18 protein-coding genes, 1 tRNA gene and 3 pseudogenes are annotated in these 24977 nt (G+C 54.9%); 15 read left to right on the top strand and 7 right to left on the bottom strand.

What is annotated here, in order from left to right; all coding sequences use genetic code 11:
• The first annotated feature begins 64 nt into the window (after positions 1 to 64).
• Both rsmI and N6V40_RS15880 read left to right on the top strand, forming a co-directional pair.
• Positions 65 to 925, top strand: coding sequence for a 16S rRNA (cytidine(1402)-2'-O)-methyltransferase (gene rsmI, locus N6V40_RS15885; protein WP_131090160.1), 861 nt, complete (start codon positions 65 to 67; stop codon positions 923 to 925).
• 136 nt (positions 926 to 1061) lie between these two features.
• Entirely contained in the window at positions 1062 to 2549 is a 1488-nt protein-coding gene (locus tag N6V40_RS15880) for an NAD-dependent succinate-semialdehyde dehydrogenase (protein ID WP_262198204.1), read from the top strand.
• 86 nt (positions 2550 to 2635) lie between these two features.
• Here the strand turns inward: N6V40_RS15880 and N6V40_RS15875 are convergent, their stop codons facing one another.
• From N6V40_RS15875 to N6V40_RS15865, 3 genes are all read right to left on the bottom strand, one after another.
• Positions 2636 to 5050 (bottom strand): transglutaminase TgpA family protein, encoded by a 2415-nt coding sequence (locus N6V40_RS15875; protein WP_262198203.1) that lies wholly within the window; start codon positions 5048 to 5050, stop codon positions 2636 to 2638.
• The gene (locus N6V40_RS15870) at positions 5050 to 6222 is read right to left on the bottom strand and encodes a DUF58 domain-containing protein (protein ID WP_262198202.1); all 1173 of its coding nucleotides are present in this window, start codon (positions 6220 to 6222) and stop codon (positions 5050 to 5052) included. The genes N6V40_RS15875 and N6V40_RS15870 overlap by 1 nt, the downstream gene beginning before the upstream one ends.
• Before the next feature lie 159 nt (positions 6223 to 6381).
• Complete coding sequence (locus N6V40_RS15865) at positions 6382 to 7344, bottom strand: AAA family ATPase (protein ID WP_262198201.1); 963 nt, start codon at positions 7342 to 7344, stop codon at positions 6382 to 6384.
• Positions 7345 to 7552: 208 nt separating this feature from the next.
• Here N6V40_RS15865 and N6V40_RS15860 point away from each other — a divergent pair, with 208 nt between their 5' ends.
• The 5 genes from N6V40_RS15860 (at position 7553) to N6V40_RS15835 (ending at position 13495) form a co-directional block, all read left to right on the top strand.
• On the top strand, positions 7553 to 8509 hold the full coding sequence (locus N6V40_RS15860; protein ID WP_396268025.1) for a TatD family hydrolase: 957 nt from the start codon (positions 7553 to 7555) through the stop codon (positions 8507 to 8509).
• 257 nt (positions 8510 to 8766) lie between these two features.
• Positions 8767 to 10056, top strand: coding sequence for a resuscitation-promoting factor (locus N6V40_RS17470; RefSeq protein WP_315973716.1), 1290 nt, complete (start codon positions 8767 to 8769; stop codon positions 10054 to 10056).
• Positions 10057 to 10155: 99 nt separating this feature from the next.
• The gene (gene rsmA / locus N6V40_RS15845; protein ID WP_262198200.1) at positions 10156 to 11040 is read left to right on the top strand and encodes a 16S rRNA (adenine(1518)-N(6)/adenine(1519)-N(6))-dimethyltransferase RsmA; all 885 of its coding nucleotides are present in this window, start codon (positions 10156 to 10158) and stop codon (positions 11038 to 11040) included.
• A gap of 2 nt (positions 11041 to 11042) precedes the next feature.
• Positions 11043 to 11975, top strand: coding sequence for a 4-(cytidine 5'-diphospho)-2-C-methyl-D-erythritol kinase (locus tag N6V40_RS15840; protein WP_131090152.1), 933 nt, complete (start codon positions 11043 to 11045; stop codon positions 11973 to 11975).
• 149 nt (positions 11976 to 12124) lie between these two features.
• Complete coding sequence (locus tag N6V40_RS15835; RefSeq protein WP_262198199.1) at positions 12125 to 13495, top strand: NAD(P)/FAD-dependent oxidoreductase; 1371 nt, start codon at positions 12125 to 12127, stop codon at positions 13493 to 13495.
• 27 nt (positions 13496 to 13522) lie between these two features.
• On the opposite strand, the gene N6V40_RS15830 is transcribed toward N6V40_RS15835, so the two are convergent.
• Together N6V40_RS15830 and N6V40_RS15825 are read right to left on the bottom strand one after the other, a co-directional pair.
• Complete coding sequence (locus N6V40_RS15830) at positions 13523 to 13801, bottom strand: putative quinol monooxygenase (RefSeq protein ID WP_131090150.1); 279 nt, start codon at positions 13799 to 13801, stop codon at positions 13523 to 13525.
• Between the two features lie 118 nt (positions 13802 to 13919).
• Positions 13920 to 15713: an ABC-F family ATP-binding cassette domain-containing protein gene (locus N6V40_RS15825; RefSeq protein ID WP_131090149.1), complete on the bottom strand. Its 1794-nt coding sequence runs from the start codon at positions 15711 to 15713 to the stop codon at positions 13920 to 13922.
• A 163-nt stretch (positions 15714 to 15876) separates the two neighbouring features.
• Between N6V40_RS15825 and N6V40_RS15820 the strand changes: the two genes are divergently transcribed.
• The 8 genes and pseudogenes from N6V40_RS15820 (at position 15877) to sufU (ending at position 22850) form a co-directional block, all read left to right on the top strand.
• A tRNA-Gln gene (locus tag N6V40_RS15820) sits at positions 15877 to 15951 on the top strand.
• A 132-nt stretch (positions 15952 to 16083) separates the two neighbouring features.
• Positions 16084 to 17533, top strand: a pseudogene (glmU, locus tag N6V40_RS15815) (bifunctional UDP-N-acetylglucosamine diphosphorylase/glucosamine-1-phosphate N-acetyltransferase GlmU).
• 72 nt (positions 17534 to 17605) lie between these two features.
• Complete coding sequence (locus tag N6V40_RS15810) at positions 17606 to 18586, top strand: ribose-phosphate diphosphokinase (RefSeq protein ID WP_131090147.1); 981 nt, start codon at positions 17606 to 17608, stop codon at positions 18584 to 18586.
• 469 nt (positions 18587 to 19055) lie between these two features.
• Positions 19056 to 19361 carry a hypothetical protein gene (locus N6V40_RS15805; protein ID WP_131090146.1) on the top strand — a complete coding sequence of 102 codons (306 nt, stop codon included), beginning with the start codon at positions 19056 to 19058 and terminating at the stop codon, positions 19359 to 19361.
• A 588-nt stretch (positions 19362 to 19949) separates the two neighbouring features.
• Positions 19950 to 20234 carry a 50S ribosomal protein L25 gene (locus tag N6V40_RS15800; RefSeq protein WP_131090145.1) on the top strand — a complete coding sequence of 95 codons (285 nt, stop codon included), beginning with the start codon at positions 19950 to 19952 and terminating at the stop codon, positions 20232 to 20234.
• A 30-nt stretch (positions 20235 to 20264) separates the two neighbouring features.
• Positions 20265 to 20845 (top strand): annotated as a pseudogene (pth, locus tag N6V40_RS15795) (aminoacyl-tRNA hydrolase).
• A gap of 259 nt (positions 20846 to 21104) precedes the next feature.
• Positions 21105 to 22397 (top strand): SufS family cysteine desulfurase, encoded by a 1293-nt coding sequence (locus N6V40_RS15790; RefSeq protein ID WP_131090372.1) that lies wholly within the window; start codon positions 21105 to 21107, stop codon positions 22395 to 22397.
• Positions 22398 to 22850 (top strand): Fe-S cluster assembly sulfur transfer protein SufU, encoded by a 453-nt coding sequence (gene sufU, locus N6V40_RS15785; protein WP_131090143.1) that lies wholly within the window; start codon positions 22398 to 22400, stop codon positions 22848 to 22850.
• An 86-nt stretch (positions 22851 to 22936) separates the two neighbouring features.
• On the opposite strand, the pseudogene nhaA reads toward sufU, so the two are convergent.
• Positions 22937 to 24288 (bottom strand): annotated as a pseudogene (gene nhaA / locus N6V40_RS15780) (Na+/H+ antiporter NhaA).
• Positions 24289 to 24456: 168 nt separating this feature from the next.
• Positions 24457 to 24951, bottom strand: coding sequence for a DUF2505 domain-containing protein (locus N6V40_RS15775; RefSeq protein WP_262198198.1), 495 nt, complete (start codon positions 24949 to 24951; stop codon positions 24457 to 24459).
• Positions 24952 to 24977: the final 26 nt, after the last annotated feature.

Raw genomic sequence — 24977 nt, 5'->3', positions numbered from 1 at the left:
AACTCATGCTACCGGCGGAAAGTACAGAAAGTGGGCTTTTCCTACTTCGCGTAGGCTTAAGAATGTGCAGATCTCAGAGAATGAGGGCGTAATCGTCCTGGGCGCCACCCCGATTGGCAATTTATCCGATGCATCCCCGCGATTGCGGGAGATGATGACCAGCGCGGATATTATCGCTGCGGAAGATACTAGAAACTTCCACCACCTCGCTCACGCCCTCGGTATCAAGATCACCGCCAAGGTCATGAGCCTCCATGAGCACAACGAAGCTCACAAGCTCTCCGAAGTCATTGAACTGGCTGCGCAGGGTGCCACCATCCTGGTCGTCTCGGATGCTGGCATGCCTGCAGTTTCTGACCCCGGTTACCCACTGGTGGCTGCTGCCCTCAGCGCGGGGGTCCGGGTCACCGCAGTACCTGGCCCATCAGCCGTACTGACCGCACTTGCCCTTTCCGGACTTCCCACAGGACGCTTCACCTTTGAGGGCTTCTTGCCTCGTAAGGCGGGGGAGCGACGCAAACGTCTGGACACGTTGCTCCATGAAGAACGCACCATGGTCTTCTTTGAAGCACCACACCGCCTCAGTGATTTTCTTGACGCTGCCATTGAAGCTTTTGGCGAAGACCGCCAAGCTGCGGTGGCTCGCGAACTGACCAAAAAGTTTGAAGAGGTTCGTCGTGACTCACTGGGTGCCTTGAAGACTTGGGCCGAGCCTGGAGTGCGTGGAGAAATCGTGGTGGTGATCCACGGTGCCGAAGAAGCTGAGCCAGCAACCATTGAGGAACTGCTGCCCAAAGTCTCAGATCTCGTGGAGCAGGGCACCCGAATGAAGCAAGCCGTGGCTGAGGTGGCGGAAAAGTTCGGTGCCAAAAAACGTGACCTGTATGAGGCTGTCTTGGCACAACGTCACGAAGCGAAGAAATAGCAAAATTCGCATAGGCTGATTGCACAATGAATCTACGCTTTTATAGTGCACAGGGCGATTTACAGTTTGCTCATGCCGAGAATAGCGTAGGCATCAACGACGATTAGTTTCATTTAGAGATTCAGGAGATGCGCGTATGTCGATCACTGCCCAGCGCGAAGCAGAACTGCTTGCCAAGGTTCCAACCGGTCTTTTGATTAACGGTGAATGGCGCGATGCCTCGGACGGCGGCACTTTTGATGTGCTTGATCCGGCCACCGGTGAAAAGCTACTGACCCTAGCCAGTGCCACCAGCGAAGACGCCATGGCAGCACTGGATGCAGCCGACGCGGTTCAGGCTGAATGGGCCTTGACCGCACCACGTGAACGTGCCGAAATTCTGCGCCGTGCCTTTGACTTGGTCACCGCACGCAAAGATGACTTTGCCCTGTTGATGAGCCTTGAAATGGGTAAGCCACTGGCCGAAGCCTACGGCGAAGTGACCTACGGTGCTGAGTTCCTGCGCTGGTTCTCCGAAGAGACCGTGCGCCACTACGGCCGTTACATCACCACCCCAGAGGGCAAGAACAAGGTCCTTGTTCAGCACAAGCCAGTTGGCCCATGCCTGTTGATCACCCCATGGAACTTCCCATTGGCGATGGCCACCCGTAAGGTCGGCCCAGCGATTGCTGCAGGTTGCACCATGGTGCTCAAGCCAGCAAAGCTGACCCCACTGACTTCCCAGCTGTTCGCAGCCACCATGATGGAAGCTGGCCTTCCAGCAGGTGTGCTCAACGTTGTTTCGGGCTCCTCGGCTTCGAAGATCTCCGCTCCACTGATGCAGGATGACCGCCTGCGCAAGGTTTCCTTCACCGGTTCCACCCCAGTGGGCAAGCAGCTGATGAAGGATGCCGCAGACAAGGTTCTGCGTACTTCGATGGAATTGGGCGGCAACGCACCATTTATCGTCTTTGAGGATGCTGACCTGGATGCTGCAGTTGAGGGCGCCATGGCTGCCAAGATGCGCAACATGGGCGAGGCCTGCACCGCAGCTAACCGCTTCTTGGTTCACGCTGACGTTGCCGAAGAGTTCACCGCGAAGTTCGCTGAAGCGATGAAGGCTCTCAAGCCAGGACGTGGCACCGAAGAGGGCACCACCGTTGGCCCACTGGTTGAAGAGAAGGCCCGCGACGAAGTGCATGCACTGGTCGAGGCTGCCATCAGCGCTGGCGCAACCGCCGTGACCGGTGGCGCACCAGTTGAAGGCCCAGGCTACTTCTACCAGCCAACTGTGCTGGCTAACGTTGCCAACGACGCCAAGATCCTTACCCAGGAAATCTTCGGCCCAGTTGCACCTGTCACCACCTTCACCTCGGAAGAAGAAGCCATCAAGCTGGCTAACTCCACCGAGTACGGTCTGGCTTCCTACATCTACTCGCAGGACTTCAACCGCATGTTCCGCGTTTCGGAGCAGATCGAATTCGGTCTGGTTGGCTTCAACGCTGGCGTCATCTCCAACGCTGCAGCACCATTCGGTGGCGTGAAGCAGTCGGGTCTGGGTCGCGAAGGCGGCGCTGAAGGCTTGGCCGAGTACACCACCGTGCAGTACATCGGCATCGCCGATCCATACGCTGCAAAGAAGTAATCTGTGCATCCATAGATGCCAATCATGAAATGAGGCCCAGCCATTTGGCTGGGCCTCATTTCTTTAAGAAACTAGTGTGGTCGTCCCTATCTGGAACGTTGTTTGCCGCCGATGCCTGACCGTAACGACGGCGGGACAAGGAATGTAGTTAGTCGTTGCCAGACCGACAGCTGAGCACGCAGTTGCTCTTGAATTCTGTGCAGGGCATTGAGCACAGGTGCGTCATCGGTTTCACCAGGGTGGCGATCGGCGTAGAAGCTCTGCTCAACGATTTGCTGAATCTGTTGGAGCTCTGGGGCCAAAGCCGGGTAGTCAACAGATAATCTAACCGTGTAGTCTCCAACGGACTCGTGAGTACCAGCCGGGAGCTTCGCGTCGGCTCCGACACTGAGCAGTTCCGCCCACAAGGCTTGGGCAGCCTCTGGTGTGCCAGCACGGATTTGTTTCAGACGTTCCTGCCGGATGCGATTACGACGCCAAGGGCCGATGCACAACACAGCGCCAATCAACACCAGCGCCACAGGAAGCAACCATAGGTTCGTTGCACCCTGTTCACTGGTTTGTGGCGTTGCCGCCTGAGCCGAGGGAGTTGCCGATGGTGTACGAGTCGGAGTACTGCGGGTTGTAGGTACTTCAGGTGCGGTGCTTTCCGAAGGGGCCGCGCTCCGGGTTGCTTCTGGCGCATAACTTGGGGTGTAGCCTCGACCTGGTGTTGGCTCAAAGGGAACCCAGCCTAGGCCGGTGATAAATAGCTCAGGCCATGCGTGCGCCTGTTGTCCGCTGACGGTATAGCCTTCAAGTTTGGTGCCAGGCTTGGCGGTTCTTTCAAACCTCTGCGGACTTCCAATTTCTTCAGCATTAATGGATTCACCCGTAGCAACGCCTGGGGCGTAGCCCACGGCAATGCGCGAAGGGATTCCTGCTTCACGCGCCAACAGCGCCATTGCCGAAGCAAAGTGAACGCAGTATCCCTGCCTGCGGTCTAGGAACGCCTCGACCACTTGTGCGTTGGCTCCGTCGTAACCTTCACGCAATGGGGTGCGCTCTGAGTAAGCGAACTTTCCAGAACGGAAGAAATCTTGGATGGCTGCGGCCTTAGCCAATTCGGTGTCCGGGCTCGCCCCATCCGCATAGGCTTCGTCGAGGGTCTCTCGCAACAAGGGCTGCAGCGAGTTTTCTTCATCTGTCGGAAGCCGAGAATATTCGCTGGACACGCTAGGCCCGCTCATCGCACCCCACCCGGCAAGTTCTTCAACTAGTTCAGGCGTGAATTGAAGTTGTTCATAAGCTACGGAGATATCTTTGGTTGCGCTTAACGCGTCGCCACTGAGTCTGGCCACAGAGGTTTCATGAGTCCAACGCCAATCGCCTTGGATGCCTTGGACAAAATAACTTTGAGTCGGCAGCGGGAGTAACGGGTTGGTGTTGTTATTGGGCCAGGTCATTCGCAGTACTTGTTCAGAACTACCAAACGAAGAGTAATCACTGGTGACCGCGGTGTCACCGTAGTAATCAGAATAGAAAAGGTTCTCGCTCGGTTCCCAGCGTTGCTGGGTCAAATCTGTGATGACTTGGGTTCGCAGATATGGAGCTTGGTCTGCACTGGTGTAATACGTCAAGAACGGTTTTTTGCCGTTTGATCGTAGATCTCGCCCCAAATTGATGAGTGGGTCTACGTTATTGGCCAGCAATTCTCCCGAGGGGCGTTTACCCTCGGGGAACATGCCTGCACGAAAACCGGGCATCCATAAACTCGCGGCGAACAGCGAACCTATACAGGCCAGTGCAGTAATTCCAAAGACGCCCAATGTCTTGGCTGGCGGGAATTTATGTTGAGCTGCGCCCTGAGAAACGGAAGTGAACGTGTACGGCAACAAAGCTACATAGCCCAGTACACCAACGACCAGAAGGGCGAGAAAACCTATTCCGGCACCTTCCTGCTTAAACAGGGACGCAACTATAGGGGCAAAAGACAGCGGAATAACGGCCAGCAAAGCGGTGCGTCGGAATGTGGCAAGTATTTGCGTCAGCAGACTCACTACGAGGGCAAGAACCAGTATCGAGAGGTCGATATACGCTGAGCTAGCCACCGGCGGAACTTGAGTTGCCAGTTGCAATCCTGCTTCAGAGATCGAAGAGAAAAACCACTGCATTGGTGACAGACCGTAGGCATTTGAGTCCATGGCGTCGTGGCTCATGACCGCAGCCAAAGCTACAAGGGCTGCAGCTGGCAAAGCTAACCAGCGGATCACCCGGATCCCGCGGATCAACCCGTAAACCAGATGAAGTACAACAACGGGGAAGATCAGGTAGGGCAGCCATGAGGTGCCCTCAACCACTCCGGTCAGTGATGCTGTTCCGGCCAGAACCGCTAGTGCTAAACAAAGCGCAGCCAGGCCTCGGGCTAGTAAATGATCTATTGCTGGCGCGCGAGAAGACTCAACGGACGGCTGAGCCTCAGAAGGGTTGGTCACTGGTGAATCTTGCTCTTCGACACCCACTAGTTTCCCCAAATCTGTTCGACGCCAGAGGTGCCGGGCAGGAGATGAATTTTCCAACCGGTTGTTGAGAGCTCTTGCTGAACCGCCGCATATCGTTCTGGGTGGGTAACGAGAATAAATAGCTCCACACGTCGTACCGTGCGAGCCAATGTTGCTAGCCAGCTGGCTTGGGCAACGGTGAGTTCTCCCAAGATCATGATCACTGGTTCTTCGCGAGAATCTAGCATGTCCTTTTGCAGACCTGAACCCAATAATTCAGTTGGGTCAGTTGCTTGAGTGCTCGTGTCTAAAGCAAGTCCTGCTGTGGCGGCATGGAAAGTGTCAAAGCTTCGATGCGCTGAATGATCCGAAGCTACCTGGTGCTGTCCGACGATAATCGGTGTTCCCGATAGGTCACGGAACGATAAGTTGTAGCCGCTGCTGGCAAAACGAAGTCCGATACTGCTTGCCAAGGACAGCGCCGTCTCAAAGCGACGGCTACTTGGTAAGTCTTCTTGGGAACCGTTGGGGATCGCTAGACGAAGATCTGAACCATTTTGACACCAGTGTTCATGGTCAGTATCCAAAATCAGCAGAGCATGAGCGGTGGCTACGTGATTCTCTTGACGAACCATTAGCTTGCCTTGACGCGCGCTAGCCTTCCAATGAACCTGTCGGATGGAGTCACCCTGTTGATAGTCACGGATGGCCACGTCATAGTAATCAGCTGTGGTGCTATGCGAATGTCGTGCATCGCCCGAGAGCATTTGTTCGCCGAGGTTCGCGAAGCGCTGGAGATCCAAGAGCTTGGAACGGACAGGGACGTTGAGGGTATCTCCTGCGTTGACCATCCCACGGATGAGGCCCAAGGAGTCGGTAATGATTTGCTGTGCCGGACCAACCTGGTGGACGCCACGGGTTCCGAACACCAATTCGTACTCACAGTAGCCGGGTGCATCAAGAACCGGTCCACGGGCGAAAGGCTCAGGTAGCTGCTCCTGAATCATCGATGATTCACTGGCGCTTAGACGGAATCTAGATACGTCCCCGACGCTGGGTTCCACGGAAACAAGTTCTCGGTGTATTTGAGTACGTGCTCGAAGGCTTGATGCCAACGCCCAACTGATGATCGCCAAGACCAGTAAACAGATCCCGAGAGCCATCAACTCGTGGCGACCGAATAGGTAAGCCAAAAAATCATGAGGGCTCCTGCACCAATGGTGCACCAGCCACGAATCGTAAATAGATCTAATCGGAATCGACGTAGCGCTAAGGGCACAGAACTTTCCGAGCGTACCCACGAAAGAGTATCGCTTGAGTCATAGCGGGGGATCTTGCCCATGGGGTGCCAGCTAGCTAACCGGGGTATTGGACAGCAGGTCTTGAATAATGTTTGACACTTCTGCACCTTCAGCGACAGCTCGTCTGGTCAAAATCAATCGGTGGTTCAAGACCATGTGTGCCACACTGCGAATGTCTTCTGGCAAGACATGGTCCCGGGCGTTGATGGCCGCATGCGCTTTGGCCGCACGGACCCACTGAAGAAGGGCACGCGGTGAGGCGCCTAGCTCTATTTGCGGATGGTTACGCGTCGCGCGACCAAGATCCACCACGTAGGTCCCCAGCCGTTCGGTCACGGTGACCGAATTGACCTGTTCGATCATTTGCTGCAAATCGACGAGCTGAAGTACTGACTCCAATGACTCAATCGGTTCATGCTGATGGTGGCCAGCGATCATTGAGATCTCGGCTTCTCGTTCTGGGTACCCAAGTGAAATTCGTGCCATGAAACGGTCACGCTGTGCTTCAGGAAGAGCGAAAGTACCTTCTGAATCCAATGGATTCTGTGTGGCAACAACCATGAAAGGATGCTCAAGAGTATGAGTGATAGAGTCCACCGTCACCTGAGCTTCTTCCATACATTCAAGAAGCGCCGATTGTGTTTTAGCATTGGCACGATTGATCTCGTCAGCAATGACAATGTTGGCGAATACCGGCCCAGGATGAAAAGTGAACTCGTGTGTTTGTGGTGAATACACCGAAACGCCAGTAACGTCGCTTGGCAGAAGATCAGGGGTGAACTGGATGCGATGAACCGTGCCGTTGACGCTCTTTGCCAAGGACTTCGCCAGCATGGTTTTGCCGACGCCCGGGACATCTTCGAGTAATAGATGGCCCTGTGCCAACAAAACGATGAGCGCGTTAGTGATGACCTCTGGTTTACCGGTGATCACCGTTTGCACAGCACCAGATATCCGTTCGCAGTTTGTACGGAATGTTGAATCCAACGACGGCATCGTGGGGTTGGCACTCATTCAAGTTCCTCCTGCGCAGTGGTTCAGTCGCGAGACACTTCGCATCCTGAGGTATTCAGCAAACTCTTAGTGACTATCATATGGGCATGTTTTATCCGTATAAATAGGCTAACTGGCTCAATGACAAAAAATAAATGTGGCTCATTTGCGAGTTGATGACAGACTAAAATTGATAGTGGTCTGTAGTAACAAAGTGCAAAGGAAAATCGTGTCAAAGAAGTTGGATACCGACATCACCCGAATCCCTGAGGCCTACCGACCCACGTTGGGAGAGCTGCCGGCTGGTCACGAGGGCCGGGCTCGTAAGAGCGAAAGTGAAAAGGGTGGCAGTAAACGGAACCTGCAGTATCCCGAAGCGCCCGAAGCCTTGCCGATAGCCGTGGTAGATAACCATACGCATTTGGATTTCTTAGACGGCACCGTCAAAGTCTCACCCGCTGATGCACTGGCCGCAGCCGAATCTGTAGGCGTTCAAGGACTGATCCAAGTCGGTTGCGACGTAGAGTCATCGGAATTTGCCGTGCAACTTGCCAACGAATACCCGAATGTTCTGGCAGCAGTCGCCATCCATCCCAATGATGCTGCACGACTTGCCGAACGCGACGAGCTGACAAGTGCACTGGCGAGAATTAAAGAGCTGGCTGCAGACCCACGGGTACGTGCGCTGGGGGAGACCGGCCTGGACTACTTCCGTACCGGTGAGGAGGGACGAGGCGCTCAAGAGCAATCCTTCCGTGAACACCTTCGGATTGCAGTCGAGCTGGGCAAAGCTGTGCAGATTCATGACCGTGACGCGCACGAAGATGTGGTGCGAATTCTCAAGAGTTCCAAACTCCCTGAGAAAGTGGTCTTTCACTGCTTCTCCGGAGACAAAGACTTGGCGCAGATCTGTAACGACAATGGCTGGTACATGTCATTCTCTGGAACGGTGACTTTTAAGAATTCGTTTGGTCTTCGAGAAGCGCTGCAGATTGCTGACCCAAAGTTGCTGCTGGTTGAAACTGACGCACCATTTTTGACACCGCATCCATTCCGCGGACGCCCCAACGCAAGCTACATGATTCCGTACACCACCCGGTTCATGGCGCAGTCATTGGGTATGGATCTTGAAGAATTCTGTGCACAGATTAATGCAAATACCGGTGAAGTGTACGGAGGATTCTAGACCCGCTTGCGTGCGTCTGGTTACAGAACTGTTGCAATGAATGTAACGATTCGGTTACGGTAGATGTGATGTTCGAGATAATTCCTGTCAACTAAAGTGGCGGCGTTGAGTCGAGGCAGCCTGAAACTCGCTTGTTTATCAAGCGAGAAAATGGCCAAGAATTTGATTACTAACTAAGCAGCGGGTGCTGCTGGGCTCAACTGAAAGCTGAATTACCTTCAGCTCCTGAGCCATTAAACGATGGGGATCTCACTACCGTGACTCACTTGCTCAAGAAAACCTGGGTTAAATACCTGGCTCAGGCGCTCGCCGTGGCTGTGGTTATCGCCGGTGCCGTGTTCTACGTTGCCAGTCAAAAATCCGTAGTCATCTCCGTTGACGGAGAGCAAGAAGAAGTCTCCACTCGTGCAGCAACTGTCAGCGAACTGCTGAATCAGCAAGAAATCACCTTGGCGGAACGCGACGAAATTTCTGCCGCGCCAGAATCCGGACTGTCGGACAACCAGCAGATCGATATCAAGCGCAACAAGTCCGTTGAAGTAACTATCGACGGAACCGAGCGAGTCGTTCACACCACTGGCATGACCGTGGCAGACGTCGTTAACCAACTGAACCTTGATAAGGGCTCAGAAGTTTCCCTCGATGAAGACATGCAGCTCACCGCAGTGAGCGACGAACTTGAAGTGATCACTCCTAAAGACGTAAAGCTGATTGTTAACGACAAAAAGAAGACTGTCGCAAGCACCGCGTCAACCATCAAAGAACTGCTCGCCGAGCAGAAAATCAAGGTTGACGACAACGACGAAATCAACGTCAAGGTTGACGATAAGAAGGACAAAAACGTCAAGGACAGCGTAGCTATCGAAGCTGGCGCTGAAGTTGAGGTTATCGACGTCTCCGTAAAGACTTGGGACGAAACCCGCGACATCGACTTTGATACCAAGGAAGTTAAAGACGACTCCTTGGAAAAGGGTGAAACCGAAGTAGAGACCACCGGCGAAAAGGGCGAGCGCGAGCTGACCCTTCGTCAGGAAACCCGAAACGGCAAAAAGGGTGAGGAAGAAGTTCTCAAGTCCAAGGTCTCCAAGGAACCTGTGGTTGAGGTAGTCAGCGTCGGCACTAAGGACTCTGCCAAGGAAGCTCAGGAAGCCAAGGAAAAGGCCGACAAGGAAGCCGAAGCGAAGGCTGAGGAAGAAGAATCTTCAGCTAAGAAGAGCGAAGCTAAGGAAGAGAAATCTTCCAATAGCAGCGAAGAAAAGGAAGAATCCGCTCCGAAGCCTTCCACCAACACCAGCAACATTTCCTCCACCTGGAAGGCTCTGGCCAAGTGTGAGTCCGGTGGTAACTGGGCGATCAACTCCGGAAACGGTTACTACGGTGGCCTGCAGTTCTCTGCTTCTTCATGGAGGGCAGTCGGCGGTACCAAGTACGCACCACTTCCACACCAGGCTTCGCCTCAAGAACAGATCGCAGCAGCTGAAAAGCTTCGTGCATCGGGCGGCTGGGGGCACTGGCCAGCATGCTCGTCCAAGCTGGGCCTGCGCTAAAAATTAACAAGCCTAACGACGCGACGCGTTCACCATCACGGTGGACGCGTCGCGTTGTTATGTTTGGATCTATCTGACTGAACTAGAATTGGACTTGTGATGTCTAAGGAATCTTTGCCGCTGCTTGGGGCCACCGAAATCCGTCGTCTGGCCGAAGAGCTAGGAATCCGCCCTACCAAGACCTTGGGGCAGAACTTTGTGATTGATGGAAACACCATCCGTCGCATCGTTGCCGCCGCCAACGTTGACCCAGCCGAGACCGTGCTGGAAGTCGGCCCGGGGCTCGGTTCGCTGACCCTTGGCATCATGGATGCTGCAGCCAAAGTTGTCGCGGTGGAAATTGACCCTCCACTAGCCAAGCGCCTGCCACAGACCATGGCTGAGTTCCGTCCAGGGCGTGAAGATGACCTGACGGTGATCCTCAGTGATGCCATGAAGGTCACCGAACTGCCGCATAACCCCACTGCATTGGTGGCCAACCTGCCCTACAACGTTGCGGTACCGGTAGTCCTGCACTTACTGGAGCACTTCCCAAGCATCCGTCATGGACTGGTGATGGTTCAGGACGAAGTTGCTGACCGCATGAGCGCAACTCCGGGCAACAAGATTTACGGCATCCCATCGGTCAAGGGTGCCTGGTATGGCACCATGCGCAAGGCTGGCGTTATTGGCATGAACGTCTTCTGGCCAGCTCCGAAGATCCACTCTGGTCTAGTCTCGTTCACCCGGGACAAGGACCGCAGTGATGCGCCGGATCGCAAGGAAGTTTTTGCCATCATCGACGCCGCTTTTGCCCAGCGCCGCAAGACACTACGCGCAGCTCTGTCCGGTTGGGCAGGCTCCGGTATTCGTGCCGAAAAGATTTTGGTGTTGGCCGGTATCGATCCAAAGGAACGCGGCGAAAAGCTGGATGTCGAGAAGTACATCGATATCGCTCGAGCCGCACAGCAGGTTCCTGCCGACGAACCAGCCAGCGAGGGTTAATCGTGGCCAAGCAACGAGTCATCGCCACTGCGCCGGGAAAGATCAACTGCTATTTCCGTGTTGGTCCGCCTCGCGAAGACGGCTATCACGAAGTGGCAAGCCTGTACGTAGCAGTGTCACTGACCGAGCAAATTGAAGCCAGCGTACGCACCGATGGTGAGCTTCTGCTGAGCTTGGAACCAGATTCGCCGGTAGTCCACGACCCAGAAAACTTCCCCTTGGGTGAAGGCAACCTCGTGTACCAAGCTGCTTCGCTACTGCGTGAGCACACCGGAACCACTCTGGGTGCAAACCTCCACATCACCAAGCGGGTACCCATCGCAGGCGGAATGGGTGGGGGATCAGCGGACGCTGCCGCCACCCTGGTGGCCTGCAACGAATTATGGCAGACACACCTAGACCGCGAGGAACTAGGACGATTAGGTGCACGGCTTGGCGCTGACGTACCTTTTGCCTTGATGGGTGGCGCAGCCATCGGTTTGGGCATTGGAGACAAGTTGGCTCCATTGCTTACCCGCGCCAAAACTCAGTGGGTACTCATCCCCGCCAGCTACGGTCTGTCCACGCCTCGGGTCTACGGCATGTTAGATCGTTTGCGCGCAGGTATGGAAATTGACGTACCTCAGGAAATTGATCCTGCAGTCATTGAAGCGTTGATGGCCTCTGACGCACCGGCTCTTGCCGAAGTTCTGGCCAACGACCTGACCCAAGCGTCCCTAGCCCTAGCACCAGAATTGGGCACCATGCGTGATCTGGCCGAAGGCGCCGGTGCGCTACGCGCGATGGTTTCCGGCTCAGGGCCAACCCTTGCTCTACTGGTGCGCGATCACGAGCATGCTCAGGAAGTCATCGCGCAGTTGGGCGATGAGGTAGGAGTAGCCACGATCCCGGTTACCGCCCCAGCTGCCGGAGCATATGTCACGCTCAGTGAGTAGCTGACCTTACTTTGTAGATCCTTGTAGCTTCGTGTAACCGCAAAGTTAACTTCCACCCATGCCTCTTGTCGTGCAATAAAACTGGTCATAGGCTGATTTCCAAGCGATGAATGAAAGTGGTTCATTTACGGAGTTCGGGGGAGTAGACCATGCTCAATGGACAGGTTTCGCATTGGTGGCAACAAATTGGTGCTCAGGAGCCTCGCCCCAACCTGCGCGGGCACGGCACTTTTGACGTCGCCATTGTTGGCGGTGGTTTTACCGGATTGTGGACGGCCTATTACCTAGCCAAGTCGGCTCCTGAACTGAATATCGCGATCTTTGAAGCTAGACATTTTGGCTACGGCGCTTCAGGACGTAACGGCGGTTGGCTGACAAATACCATCACCGCTGGCCGTGAACGCTACCTGAAAACACATCCGGTTCAGGCCATCAATGATTTCCAATTAGCCATGAATGACTCCGTTGAAGAGGTCATCAAGGTCTGCGAAACGGAAAATATCGATGCTGATATCTTGCGCGGTGGAGAATTTGAAGTCGCTTACACCCCTGCCCAAGAACATCGGCTACGCGCTCAAGCAGAAGCTGATCAGGGCTGGGAGCACACAGATGTTCGATTGCTAGAGGCCGCCGAAGCACAATGCAAGATCAGTGTTGCCGGAACACGAGCAGCCCTATGGCACCCACATGCTGCAAGAATTCAACCAGCAAAGCTTGTCCGAGGTCTGGCCCAAACGGTGGAACGTCTCGGCGTGAAAATTTACGAAGATACTCCGGTGCGCTCTATTCGTCCCCGTCAGGTTGATATCGAAGGCGGGACGGTTAGCGCGGAATACATTGTGCGTGCCACCGAAGGATTCACCGCGCAACTTACCGGTCACAAGCGGCTGTGGTTGCCCATGAACTCGTCGATGATTGTGACCGAGCCACTGCCGTCTTCTGTTTGGGATGAGTTGAATTGGAGCCAGGGAGAAGTGTTAGGCGACTTTGCCCATGTCTACATGTATGCCCAGCGCACCGCCGATAATCGAATCGCTATCGGTGGGCGTGGAGTGCCCTACAAATATGGTTCGCGCACCGACACCGATGGGCAAACCCCGCAAAGCACCATCGATGGATTGCAGGATGTTCTGCACAGGATGTTCCCACAAACTCATCACGCAAAAATTGATCATGCCTGGTCTGGCGTTTTAGGTGTTCCTCGGGACTGGGCTGCCACGGTGGGGTTGGACCCCATGACCGGCATAGGTTGGGCCGGCGGATACGTGGGCACGGGAGTAGCCACAACCAATCTTTCTGGTCGCACGTTGCGAGATTTGATCCTTGGGGAACAAACGGCACTGACAGAACTGCCGTGGGTCAACCATGCTGTACGCAAATGGGAACCTGAACCCCTACGCTGGCTGGCCACCAAGGGACTTTATGCTGCCTACGGCGCAGCGGATCGAAGCGAGCTGCGTGGAAGGGAAACGTCTTCGCCACTAGCCCTGCTTGCCGACAAGATCACCGGCAAACCCTAACCGCAGGGCCGCACATGTGATGTCGGGTTACAGACCCTCAATACGATAGTCGCGCTGGATCCCTGTAGTCCCTTGACCCCATGCACTGGAAGCCATGCGCTGCTGGTGCGCGTGGAAAGCTGAGGGACTGACGAATCGCTCAGCGACCTCCCACACCAGCGGGTCTTCGGTGGGTTGCACTTCAAATGAAATACAACCTTGCTCGGCCCGAGTCAGTTGGATATGGCTCGGCAATAAAGCACGTACGGTATCCGTTTCAGAAGGATTGCGGCAGATAAGGCGCCCGGTCAGGCTAACAATTTCCATATTTAGAGTCTGTCATATTCGCTGTGCAGCGCTGGCAGCAGTGGCTGAATACGACGTTGGCCCGGAATCTCAAAAGATTCCGGGCCAACGAATGGTTGTCGCTCGCAGCTAGCGGGGACTACTCAAACAGTTCAGTCAGTTCCAGCCAGCGCTCTTCCAGCTCATCAATTTGAGCTTGGTATTCATCGATTTCCGCGGTGAATTTGCCCAGACCTGCATAGTCGCTTTGGTCATGACCAGCCATTTTGGTATGCACCTTGGCGATTTTTTCGTTCAGCTGTGAAACCTTGCGCTCGTTCGCGTTCAGTTCCTTTTGAGCCGCACGTAATTCGGCGCCGGAGGGACCTGCTGGCTTGGCAGCCGAGGAGTCACTCTGAGACTGCGATGGGTTGGAACCACCAGTAGAGCCTTCAGCGGCGCGAAGCTTTAGGTACTCATCTACGCCACCTGGCACATGACGGAATTTTCCGCCCAAAATGGCGTACTGCTGGTCAGTGACTCGTTCAAGTAAGTAACGGTCGTGGGAGACCACGATCAGGGTGCCTGGCCAAGAATCCAAGAGATCTTCTAGAGCCGCCAACATGTCGGTATCAACATCGTTAGTCGGCTCATCGAGGATCATTACGTTGGGCTCATCCATCAGGATCATCAGCAACTGCAGGCGACGACGTTGCCCACCAGAAAGCTCAGCGACCTTGGTGGATAGGTGTGCCGAAGAGAAACCAAGGCGCTCCAGCAGCTGTGCCGGAGTCAGGTCCTTGCCGTCCACATTAAAGGTCGTGCGGTAGCGGGCCAGGATTTCGCGGACCTTGTCCTGTCCGATCTGCTCCAGCTCGCGGAACTGCTGATCCAGTACAGCCAGCTTCACGGTTTGCCCCCGCTTGATCTTGCCACCGGTAGGTTCGACGGTGCCAGCGATCAGACCCAGCAACGTAGACTTGCCCGCTCCGTTGGCGCCAAGCAAGCCGCTGCGCTCGCCCGGACCGATTCGCCAGGTAAAGGGTTTGAGGACTTGTTTGGAACCGAAGGAAACCTCGGTATCCAACAGATCAATGACGTCTTTGCCCAGACGGCTGGTGGCCATCTTTTGCAGTTCCAGCGGGTTACGCGCCGGTGGCACATCAGCAATCAGCTGGTTGGCGGCTTCGATACGGAACTTTGGCTTGGACGTACGGGCTGGGGCGCCACGACGTAGCCAAGCGAGTTCCTTTTTCATCATGTTCTGGCGCTTGTTTTCGGTGACCGCGGCGATGCGGTCGCGTTCTACGCGCTGCAGTACGTAGGCGGCGTAGCCACCTTCAAAAGGTTCCACGATCTGGTTGTGTACTTCCCACGTGGTGGTGCACACTTCGTCAAGGAACCAACGGTCGTGGGTGACAACCATCAGGCCGCCGGAGTTTTTGGACCAGCGGTTGTTAACGTGCTCAGCCAACCAGGAGATGCCTTCAACATCAAGGTGGTTAGTAGGCTCATCGAGGATGACAACGTCCCAGTCTTGAACCAATAGAGCAGCTAGGGCAACACGGCGGCGCTGGCCGCCGGAGAGCGTGCCGACCTTTGCCTCCCAGTCCAAGTCGGCTACGAGACCGGCAATGACGTCACGAATACGAGCTTCGCCAGCCCACTGGTGATCATCCATCTCGCCGACCACACTGAAGTGCACGGTAGCCTCAGGATCTAGGGTGTCAGACTGATCCAACACGCCAACCCGCAGGCCGTTGCGTGAGGTGACACGTCCGGAATTGGGTTCGATTTTGCCCGAAAGCATACCGAGCAGCGAGGACTTGCCTTCGCCGTTGCGTCCCACCAAGCCGATACGGTCTCCATCGGAAATACCGATGGTGATCGATTCGAAGACAGTATGGGTGGGATATTCGAGATGTAGGGCTTCGCCCCCGAGTAAATGAGCCACGATTTCTATTTTACGTTCCGGGTGCAAATCGAAGTCTGAGCGCGGTGCCAGGTGCCACTTCGTGTACTCGTATTTAGCCATGGCGTTTTGCGATTTCACTCACGGGGCCGAACATGGCAGAATAATTAGCGTGCTTGTGGGGGATGACCCACATAAGCCGTTTTCCGCCCTGGTGTAATGGCAACACTCCAGCCTTTGGAGCTGTGTATTCTAGGTTCGAATCCTAGGGGCGGAACCAAAGAAAAAGCGTCACGCATGTGGCGCTTTTATTCTTTAACCAGTTCAGCCAATCTGGCTATGCACGTTAGACTTGTCTAAGGGTTATTCTTCTCTGCCCGAAACCTTGAATCTAATATGCAGGAGAACGCACTTGAGCGATCAGGTCAATGCACCAGTAGCTGTCATCGTCCTCGCCGCCGGCGCTGGTACCCGGATGAAGTCCGCCAAGCCGAAGATCATGCACGAAATCGCAGGTCGATCCATGATTGGGCACGCACTTCACGCAGCTTCTGCATTGGAACCAAAAATCTTGTGGCCGTGGTTCGCCACCAGCGAGACCTGGTAGCTGAGCACATCCTCAGCCAGTTCCCTTCGATCACCGTCGCTGATCAGGATGAAATTCCGGGCACCGGACGCGCAGTTGCACAGGGCCTTGAAGCCGTGGACCCATCCCTTGAAGGCACCGTCGTGGTGACTTACGGTGATGTGCCATTGCTCACCAGCGAAGTACTGCAGGATCTTGTGGCTACCCACGAGACCAACCGCAACTCGGTGACCGTGCTGACCACCTCGTTGGAAGACCCCAACGGATATGGTCGTATTCTGCGCGACGAGAACGGCGAAGTTGCTGGAATCCGCGAGCAGAAGGATGCTTCGGCAGATGAACTGCTGATCAAGGAAATCAACTCCGGAATCTACGCATTTGATGCACAGATGCTGCGTTCGGCACTGACCGAGGTCACTACCGACAACGCGCAGGGCGAGATGTACCTGACCGACGTTTTGGCTATCGCTCGCGGTCGTGGCGGCCGTGTTGCTTCCTCGCAGATCGCTGACCGTTGGCAGATTGAGGGCGCTAACGACCGCGTCCAGGTCTCCAACTTGGCTCGTATTTACAACCAGCGCAAAACCGAATTCTGGATGCGTCAGGGTGTAACCATCGTTGATCCAGCCACCACGTGGATTGATGCAGACGTGATCATCGGTCAGGACACCACTCTGATGCCAGGCACTCAGCTGCACGGCGAAACGATTATTGGCGATAACGCCATCGTCGGCCCAGACACCACATTGACCAACGTCGTGGTTGGCCAGCGGGCCACCGTCAAGCGCACCGACGCCACCGACTCGCGCATCGCTGCAGGCGCCTCGGTTGGTCCCTTCGCTTACCTTCGCCCAGGTACCGATTTGGGTGTCGATGGCAAGATTGGCGCTTTCTACGAAACCAAGAACGTCACGATCGGTCGTGGCTCAAGCTCTCGCATCTCGGCTACGCCGGCGATGCTGAAATCGGTGAATTCACCAATATCGGGTGTGGCAATATCACCGCGAACTACGATGGCGAAAAGAAGCACCGGACCAAGATTGGTTCGCACGTGCGCACCAGCTCTAACACCGTATTTGTTGCCCCAGTGGAAATTGGGGACGGCGCATACACCGGAGCTGGCGCCATCGTCCGCAAAAACGTCCCCGCCGGTGCCTTGGCACTGTCTGTGGCCCCGCAGCGTAACTCTGAGGGGTGGACGCTTGAAAAGCGCCCAGGTACCCCTTCGGCAGACGCCGCATTCAAGTCCTCTCTGAATTCCTCGGGCACCGAGTAATCCGGTCACGGACTTTATTTCCTCGACAACAACCTCATACGTGATAGCGAAGCGAGCGAGAAAGCATACCCAATGAGTGAAATCAGCCATAACGTCGACAAAAAGCTGGTGCTGGCCAGCGGTCGTGCACACCCGGAACTAGCCGCCGAGGTCGCCAAGGAACTTGGCACCGAACTTCTGCCGCTGAACGCCTATGACTTCGCCAACGGCGAGATCTACGTGCGCTCGGACGAGTCGGTCCGCGGTAAGGACGTCTTCCTGCTGCAGTCCTACCCAGCGCCAACAAACAACTGGCTGATGGAACAGCTGATCATGATTGACTCGATGAAGCGCGCTTCGGCTCGTCGTATCACCGTGGTAGCTCCGTTCTACCCTTACGCACGACAGGACAAGAAGGGCCGTGGCCGCGAGCCTATCTCGGCTCGTCTGGTTGCCGACCTATTCAAGACTGCCGGCGCAGACCGTATCATCTCTTGCGACCTGCACACCGCGCAGATTCAGGGCTTCTTCGACGGCCCGGTTGACCACCTCTTTGGTTTCCCAATGCTGGCGGACTACATCAAGACCAAAATTGATGTTAACGAAGCCACCGTGGTTTCCCCAGACACCGGACGTGTTCGCGTAGCAGAGCAGTGGGCTGACCGTTTGGGCGGCGTTCCTCTGGCCTTCGTACACAAGTCCCGCGACTTGACCGTGCCTAACCAGGCAGAGTCCAAGACCGTTGTGGGTCAGGTTGAGGGCCGCACCGCGATCCTGATTGACGACATGATTGATACCGGTGGAACCATCGCAGGTGCTGTGCGCGTGCTGAAGGAAGCCGGCGCCAAGGACGTCATCATCGCAGCTACCCACGCTGTCTTCTCGGATCCTGCTGCTCAGCGTTTGGCTGATTGTGGTGCACGCGAAGTTGTTGTCACCAACACCCTGCCAATCCCTGAAGACAAGCGTTTTGAGAACCTGACGGTGCTGTCCATTGCACCGACTATCGCTCGCGCGATCTCGGAAGTATTCCACGACGGTTCGGTCACGAACCTGTTTGACGGCCGCGCTTAGTAGCCCTCGTTTCGCATAGCTTCTGGCCGGTCCCTTTGGGGCCGGCCAGAAGCGGTTAAGCCGAGTTGCTGAGAAGCTCAGGTAAAGGGCTTGAGCCTCTCCTACACTATGCAGAATCAACGTCCTCTAGTGCAGTTGAAACTGATCGAGATAGTAGCCGGACGGCTGTGTCTAGACAAAATCAAAACGGTCTTGGTTGGTGAAACCATGACTGGGCAGATCCGGACTGACAGATGGCGCAGGCATTGGCCAGCTGAACGACGTCTGGTCCGGATTCGTAATTGGCATGGGAAAGGCACGCCCTCCGACTTCATCCATTAGAAGATTTGAGTCAACCTCAAGATCAGCCTAGAGGCTCAGCCCGTAATTTGATCGCTGATGAGTGCGACAGTATCCGTCAGTATTTGGGTGACTTAACCTGTCGGTGACGCACGGTAGGGTCACGAGTGAGGGTACTAAGGAGAAAAGCATGGGTACGTGGATCACAAGTATCAGAAAACTCGACGGCGACTACATCGGCGGCAAAGAAGACTATTGGCTCGGGAAAGCAATCTATGACTTATGGGACGAGCGCTCTTTACACAAAGTAGAGGATGGGAAAACGACCTATCAGTATCGTCTGTCCGGCAAGGTTCAACCTGTCTTGGATCGAATGAAGACGGAACTGGACAAATCATCCGTTCCATCGTCCATTGAACTCTATTCAGGGATTGTTGAGCGGCTTTCAGCACTTGATCCGGACTCAGAACTGTACATAGAACTTTTTGACTGGTGACTCATTCCCTTTTGGGAAAGGTAGTAATTTGTAGATGCTCTGCTGCCATTCCAGTCTCAGTGAAAACACTCCGGATCATTGGTTAGTCAGGGGCAAGACACCACGCCGAGACTAGTCGGCAGACAGTCCCTATGATCCTCTTTTGGAGACTGTCAAAATAGATAATGGGGAGAGAGGCATCGATGCGAGTTGCCCGGTCGATGGCTTTTCCATGGAACGGGTGACTCTGAATGGAGGCAACGACTTGACCTTCGCCTACTCTGATCTCTGCCTTTGGATGACAGTGAGGACCTTCGCTGTGAGCCGCGAAGGCATTCTTCGTGGAATCTAACTAAGCAGCGGGGGAGCGTTATTACCGAATTGTTATCGTTTCGACAACTAAGCTGATTTAGTGGCGTTCGCTACAGGTTTTCTTCCTTGGAAGCGGAACTGGTAGAATTATTGACTGTGCCCAGGCGAGGGAATCACCAGAAATGGTGGGACCGTTATCGACAAGGCCGGAAAAGCTCTAGATCTCTTAGATGTTAGTTGCTTCCCGAGTCCACGCAAGGGCCTTAACGAAGCATCTATTTCCTAAGGAGAATCATCATGGCATCTGTAAACCTTGACGCCGTAGTACGCACCGATTTCGGTAAGGGCGCTGCCCGCCAGGCTCGTCGCGACGGCCAGATCCCAGCAGTAATCTACGGTGCAGGCTCGGAGCCACAGCACGTATTGCTGCCAATCCACGAAACCACCCTTGCTGTTCGTGACCGTAGCGTTGAGCTCGTTCTGAACGTTGAAGGCAAGACCGTAAAGACCAGCATCAAGGACATCCAGATCCACGCGCTTAACCGCACCGTTGATCACCTGGACCTCTTGATCGCTGCCTAATTCCAGCGAACTAGGTTTTAGCTAAGCATCATGAGTGATGGCACTTGGCTCGTAGCCGGACTCGGGAATCCCGGGTCCGGCTACGCTGGCAATAGACACAATATTGGGCAAATGGTGCTCGATGAACTGGCCAACCGTGTGGGATCGAAATTCAAATCTCACTCCTCACGGTCACAAATCGTTGAAGGCCGCATGGGTGTCGGCGGTCCGCGCATCGTGCTGGCCAAGCCGACGGTATTAATGAATCTCTCCGGAGGGCCGGTGGCCAACGCCGCTAAGTTCTTTGGAATCGACGTTGATCACCTGATCGTCGTTCACGATGAGATCGATATTCCTTTTGACACCGTCAAACTCAAACGTGGCGGGGAGAAGGTGGACATAACGGTCTGCGCGATATCTCCAAAGCAATGGGTTCCAAAGACTATCTGCGCGTTCGCGCAGGAGTTGGTCGTCCACCAGGACGCATGGACACGGCTAAATGGGTCCTGCAAGATTTCTCGAAGACGGAAAAGCAAGATCTTCCGTTTTTGATTGATAACTGCGCAGACGCTGTTGAGCTACTAATGAGCTCGGGTCTCGAAGCAGCCCAAACAAAATTCCATACCAGCTAATCTGTATCACGTTGCCTTGCATTGTGCTCACACTTAGTTTTCGAGGATCGCGGGATGGCTCAGCCAACTCACCGCGGTCCTTGATCCGTTAAATAGGTCCCGTTTGAGGTGTTACTTACTAAGGCCAAACTTAGATGTACTTCTTGAGCCGGAGTGGAATAATTACCCAATGTACACCTTGCCTAATCCTTCAACGGTTTCTGACAACCGGCGAAACATGGCATCCCATGACAATTATTCGGAGGACCACGTGCAGACGATGACCGGTCAGCCAGAAGCCAATGTATCGCTCAGCGCCGTCGAGGTTCAGCGAATCAAGGCAGACTTTGAAATTCTGGAGCATCAAGTCAACAGCACCGACGTCGTGTACTTAGACTCTGGTGCAACCAGCCAAAAGCCACGTTGCGTGTATGAAGCGGAGCAGCACTACTACGAAAACGCTAACGCGGCCGTACACCGTGGCGCTCACACGCTAGCCGTTGAGGCCACCGAAATCTATGAAGAGGCGCGCGAGACCGTCGCGAAATTCATCGGCGCACGCACCAATGAACTGGTGTGGACCTCCAACGCAACAGAAGCACTGAACTTAATCAGCTACTCAATCTCCAATGCCTCATTGGGCCGCGGAGGAGAAGCCGCGGCACGCTTCCGCATTGGTCCTGGCGATGAAATTCTCACCACCGAAATTGAGCACCACGCCAACCTGATTCCGTGGCAGGAACTTGCGTTCCGCACTGGTGCTACCTTGCGTTACGTTCCTGTCAGCGAAGACGGATCATTGCGTTATGACTTGATCGATGAGTTGGTGACCGAGAAGACCAAGCTTGTAGCCTTCACCCACGTCTCCAACGTCTTGGGAACTATCACCGATACTCAGCGTTTTGTCGATGCTGCCCGCAAGGTTGGTGCACTGACTGTTCTTGATGGTTGCCAGTCAGTACCGCACCTTCCGGTAGACGTGAAGGCCCTTGACGTGGATTTCATGGCTTTCTCAGGACATAAGATGCTCGGGCCAACCGGCATCGGGGCGCTCTATGGTCGTGAAGAACTACTGAACGCCATGCCTCCGTTCCTCACCGGCGGATCAATGATCACCGTGGTTGATATGGAGCACGCAGAATTTCTTCCGGCTCCGCAGCGCTTTGAAGCCGGGACCCAGCGCATTGCCCAGACCCATGGTTTGGCTACCGCGGTAAGTTACCTGCAAGAAATTGGCATGGACCGCATCGCTCAGTGGGAAGAACACCTGGGTACTTTGCTCTTTGAAGGATTATCCAAGATTGAAGGCGTGCGCGTCTTTGGACCAAGCGACGTCCGTCGAATCGGTACCGTGCCATTTGAGGTCGTAGGAGTGCACCCACACGACGTAGGGCAATACCTAGACTCGCGTGGCATTGCCGTACGAGTAGGACATCACTGCGCACAACCACTGCACCGAGCCCTGGGCGTCACTGCGACCACTCGTGCAAGCACTTATCTGTACAACACGGAAGACGATATCAAGGCTCTACTAGTCGCCTTGAGCTCCGTGCGCGAATACTTTGGAGTCTAAGTGAACGAATTAGATCAGCTATACCAACAGGTCATCCTGGATCACTCCAAGCGACGCTTCGGCTCGCCACTGGTGGAGACCACCGAAGGGCTTCTGCACGGTGAATCACACCAGCACAACCCCATTTGTGGTGACCAGATCCGCGTGCGCGTGGAATTGAACGATGAAGACCATTTTGAAGCCATGAGCTGGGAAGGCGATGGCTGTTCTATCTCCATGGCCTCGGCCTCAGTACTCAGCGAGATGCTCCCGGAGATGACCAAGGAAGAGTTCTTGGACAAGCTGGAGATCTTCCGCGAGATGATGCGCTCCAAGGGAACCTTTGAACCAGATGAAGAGGTCCTAGAGGACGCTGCCGCCTTCGTGGGCGTCTCCAAGTTCCCTGCTCGCGTCAAGTGCGCGATGCTCGCTTGGGTCGCTGCTGAAGCGGCCATGTTTGGCGCTAATAAGTAGCCAGCACGCAAAGAACTGTGGCGCTTGCTCTCCATCCCGGAGGGCAAGCGCCACAGTCTTTAACTACTAGCTACGAATTCTGCACGCTAGTTATTTTCGCCATCTTGCTGATACACATCAGGCACACCATCAGCATTAGCGTCCCGAGTCTCACGCTCATTGATCACCTTGTAGCGACGATTGCGCGGGACAAGCCACAGGGCGCCGAGGATAGCTGCGATAAACGAACCGCTGAGGATGGCAACCTTCGCATGCTCATAGTGAGCAGATTCCAGACCAAAGGACAGCTCGGAAACCAGCAGCGAGACGGTGAAGCCAATTCCTGCCAACAGGGTTACCCCGAGCAAGTCACCCCACTGAGCATCCTTGTCCAAGGAAGCCTTGGTGAATTTGGTCAGCAACCAGGTTGATCCCATGATGCCAATCGGCTTGCCCAACACAAGACCCAGAACAATGCCCCAGAAGACAGGGTCAGTAAATACGTTGCCACTGGCTGGATCGGATGAAACTACGCTCACGCCGGCCGCAAAGAACGCAAAAATTGGGATGCAGATACCGGATGACAACGGGCGGAAGCGATGCTCAAACTGTTCAGCAAGCCCGATTCCTTCGCGACCGTCCGTGCGCTTGACTGGGACACAGAAGCCCAAGACTACGCCCGCGATGGTGGCGTGAATGCCGGAGCCAAAGACGAAGATCCAGGTGATGATGCCCAATGGCAACAAGATCACCCAGGCAGCCCAAGCACGCTTGGCAAAGAACTTGCCCAAGTAGCGTGCCAAGAGAGTGAAAAGAATGATCGGGATCAGCGATAGCCCAAGATAGGCCAGCTTAAGTTCATCAGTGAAAACAAAGGCAATGATGATGATGGCGATTAGGTCATCCACCACTGCCAAGGTGAGCAGGAAGATTCTTAGTGCGGCTGGAAGTGCCGAACCGATGACGGCCAGCACGGCGACAGCAAAGGCAATGTCAGTGGCTGTTGGAATGGCCCAACCGCGTAGTAGTTCTTGGCCACCGCCAGAGCCCGAAGCAATGGCCACAAAGATGAGCGCCGGTACGAGGACACCGCCGAATGCTGCAGCCACAGGGACAGCTGCAGTCTTCACGTTACGCAGGTCACCGATGACAAATTCTTTTTCAGTTCCAAACCGGTGAGGAAGAAGAACACCGCAAGCAGCGCGTCCGCAGCCCAGTGGCCGATGGAGAGATTTAGATCTACACCTAACAGCGTTGGGCCAAAGTGGAAATCACGCAGTGCAAAGTAGGACTCGCGTAGGGGAGTGTTGGCCCAGATTAGTGCCAGCAACGCTCCGGCGATAAGCACCATGCCACCGACGGTTTCTTTGCGCAGGATATCTCCGATGCGCACGGACTCTTTGTAGCTTGGGCGGGAAAACAGGCTCTTGTCGGAACCCGAAGACGGAGTTTGGTTCATACGTTAACTCGCTTACTTCGTTAAATGAATATTTCTCGCCGACCAGACTTCCCGGCACACCTTATTCCAGCTTATCGCGATCGATGATCAAGAGCACAAATCCCCGGATGTATTGCGAAATTCGCAGATCCGGGGAATGCGCTCAGAGCGATCTTTTGAGTCGTTGGCCTACTTGGAGAGCCAAGCGTTAACCTGTTCTGCCTGCAAGTTCAGGGCCTTGCCAATGTAGGGTTCGGCGGCGGAAGCAAGCTTGCCGCCGATGAATGGAATCGAGGAAGAGACTTTGGCATCAACGGCTAGCTGCGAGGTTTCGCCTTGTCCGGTGAGCTGCTCGGTGCCAGTGACAGTCACCGGAACGCCGCCGATGGTGATTCGCACTGTTGCAGAACGGCTTCCGCCGGCATCCGGTGCGGTCCACTGTTCTACCTGAGTGATTTCAATGGAGGCTCCAACAAACTTGCGAGCGAAGTCAGGAACCCGGTCAGTAGGCACGGAACGGACTGTCGTTAGCGTAAAGGCCCCTGCGACATCGCCATCTACGGTGAATTCGTTCAGGGTGCCGTTGGCGACCTTGGTCAGATGCTCGGCGAAGCCGCGATCGCTTAAAGTAGCGATGACCTGCTGTGCAGGATGGCCGATCTGAGTACTTGCGTTCAATGCCATGAAAGCTAATCCCAATCTGGAAATTT

It is taken from the genome of Glutamicibacter sp. M10 (genome assembly GCF_025452055.1).
Taxonomy (GTDB): Bacteria; Actinomycetota; Actinomycetes; order Actinomycetales; family Micrococcaceae; genus Glutamicibacter.
Note: the sequence above shows the minus strand (reverse complement) of the source record. Positions and strands in the feature narration are given on the sequence as shown.

Bases quoted from the DNA above. Each gene is read 5' to 3' on its own strand.
- N6V40_RS15830 (WP_131090150.1), bottom strand. From the start codon at position 13,801: ATGGAAATTGTTAGCCTGACCGGGCGCCTTATCTGCCGCAATCCTTCT.
- N6V40_RS15880 (WP_262198204.1), top strand. From the start codon at position 1,062: ATGTCGATCACTGCCCAGCGCGAAGCAGAACTGCTTGCCAAGGTTCCA.
- N6V40_RS15865 (WP_262198201.1), bottom strand. From the start codon at position 7,344: ATGAGTGCCAACCCCACGATGCCGTCGTTGGATTCAACATTCCGTACA.
- rsmA (WP_262198200.1), top strand. From the start codon at position 10,156: ATGTCTAAGGAATCTTTGCCGCTGCTTGGGGCCACCGAAATCCGTCGT.
- N6V40_RS15810 (WP_131090147.1), top strand. From the start codon at position 17,606: ATGAGTGAAATCAGCCATAACGTCGACAAAAAGCTGGTGCTGGCCAGC.
- N6V40_RS15805 (WP_131090146.1), top strand. From the start codon at position 19,056: ATGGGTACGTGGATCACAAGTATCAGAAAACTCGACGGCGACTACATC.
- N6V40_RS15800 (WP_131090145.1), top strand. From the start codon at position 19,950: ATGGCATCTGTAAACCTTGACGCCGTAGTACGCACCGATTTCGGTAAG.
- N6V40_RS15775 (WP_262198198.1), bottom strand. From the start codon at position 24,951: ATGGCATTGAACGCAAGTACTCAGATCGGCCATCCTGCACAGCAGGTC.
- N6V40_RS15790 (WP_131090372.1), top strand. From the start codon at position 21,105: ATGACCGGTCAGCCAGAAGCCAATGTATCGCTCAGCGCCGTCGAGGTT.
- N6V40_RS15835 (WP_262198199.1), top strand. From the start codon at position 12,125: ATGCTCAATGGACAGGTTTCGCATTGGTGGCAACAAATTGGTGCTCAG.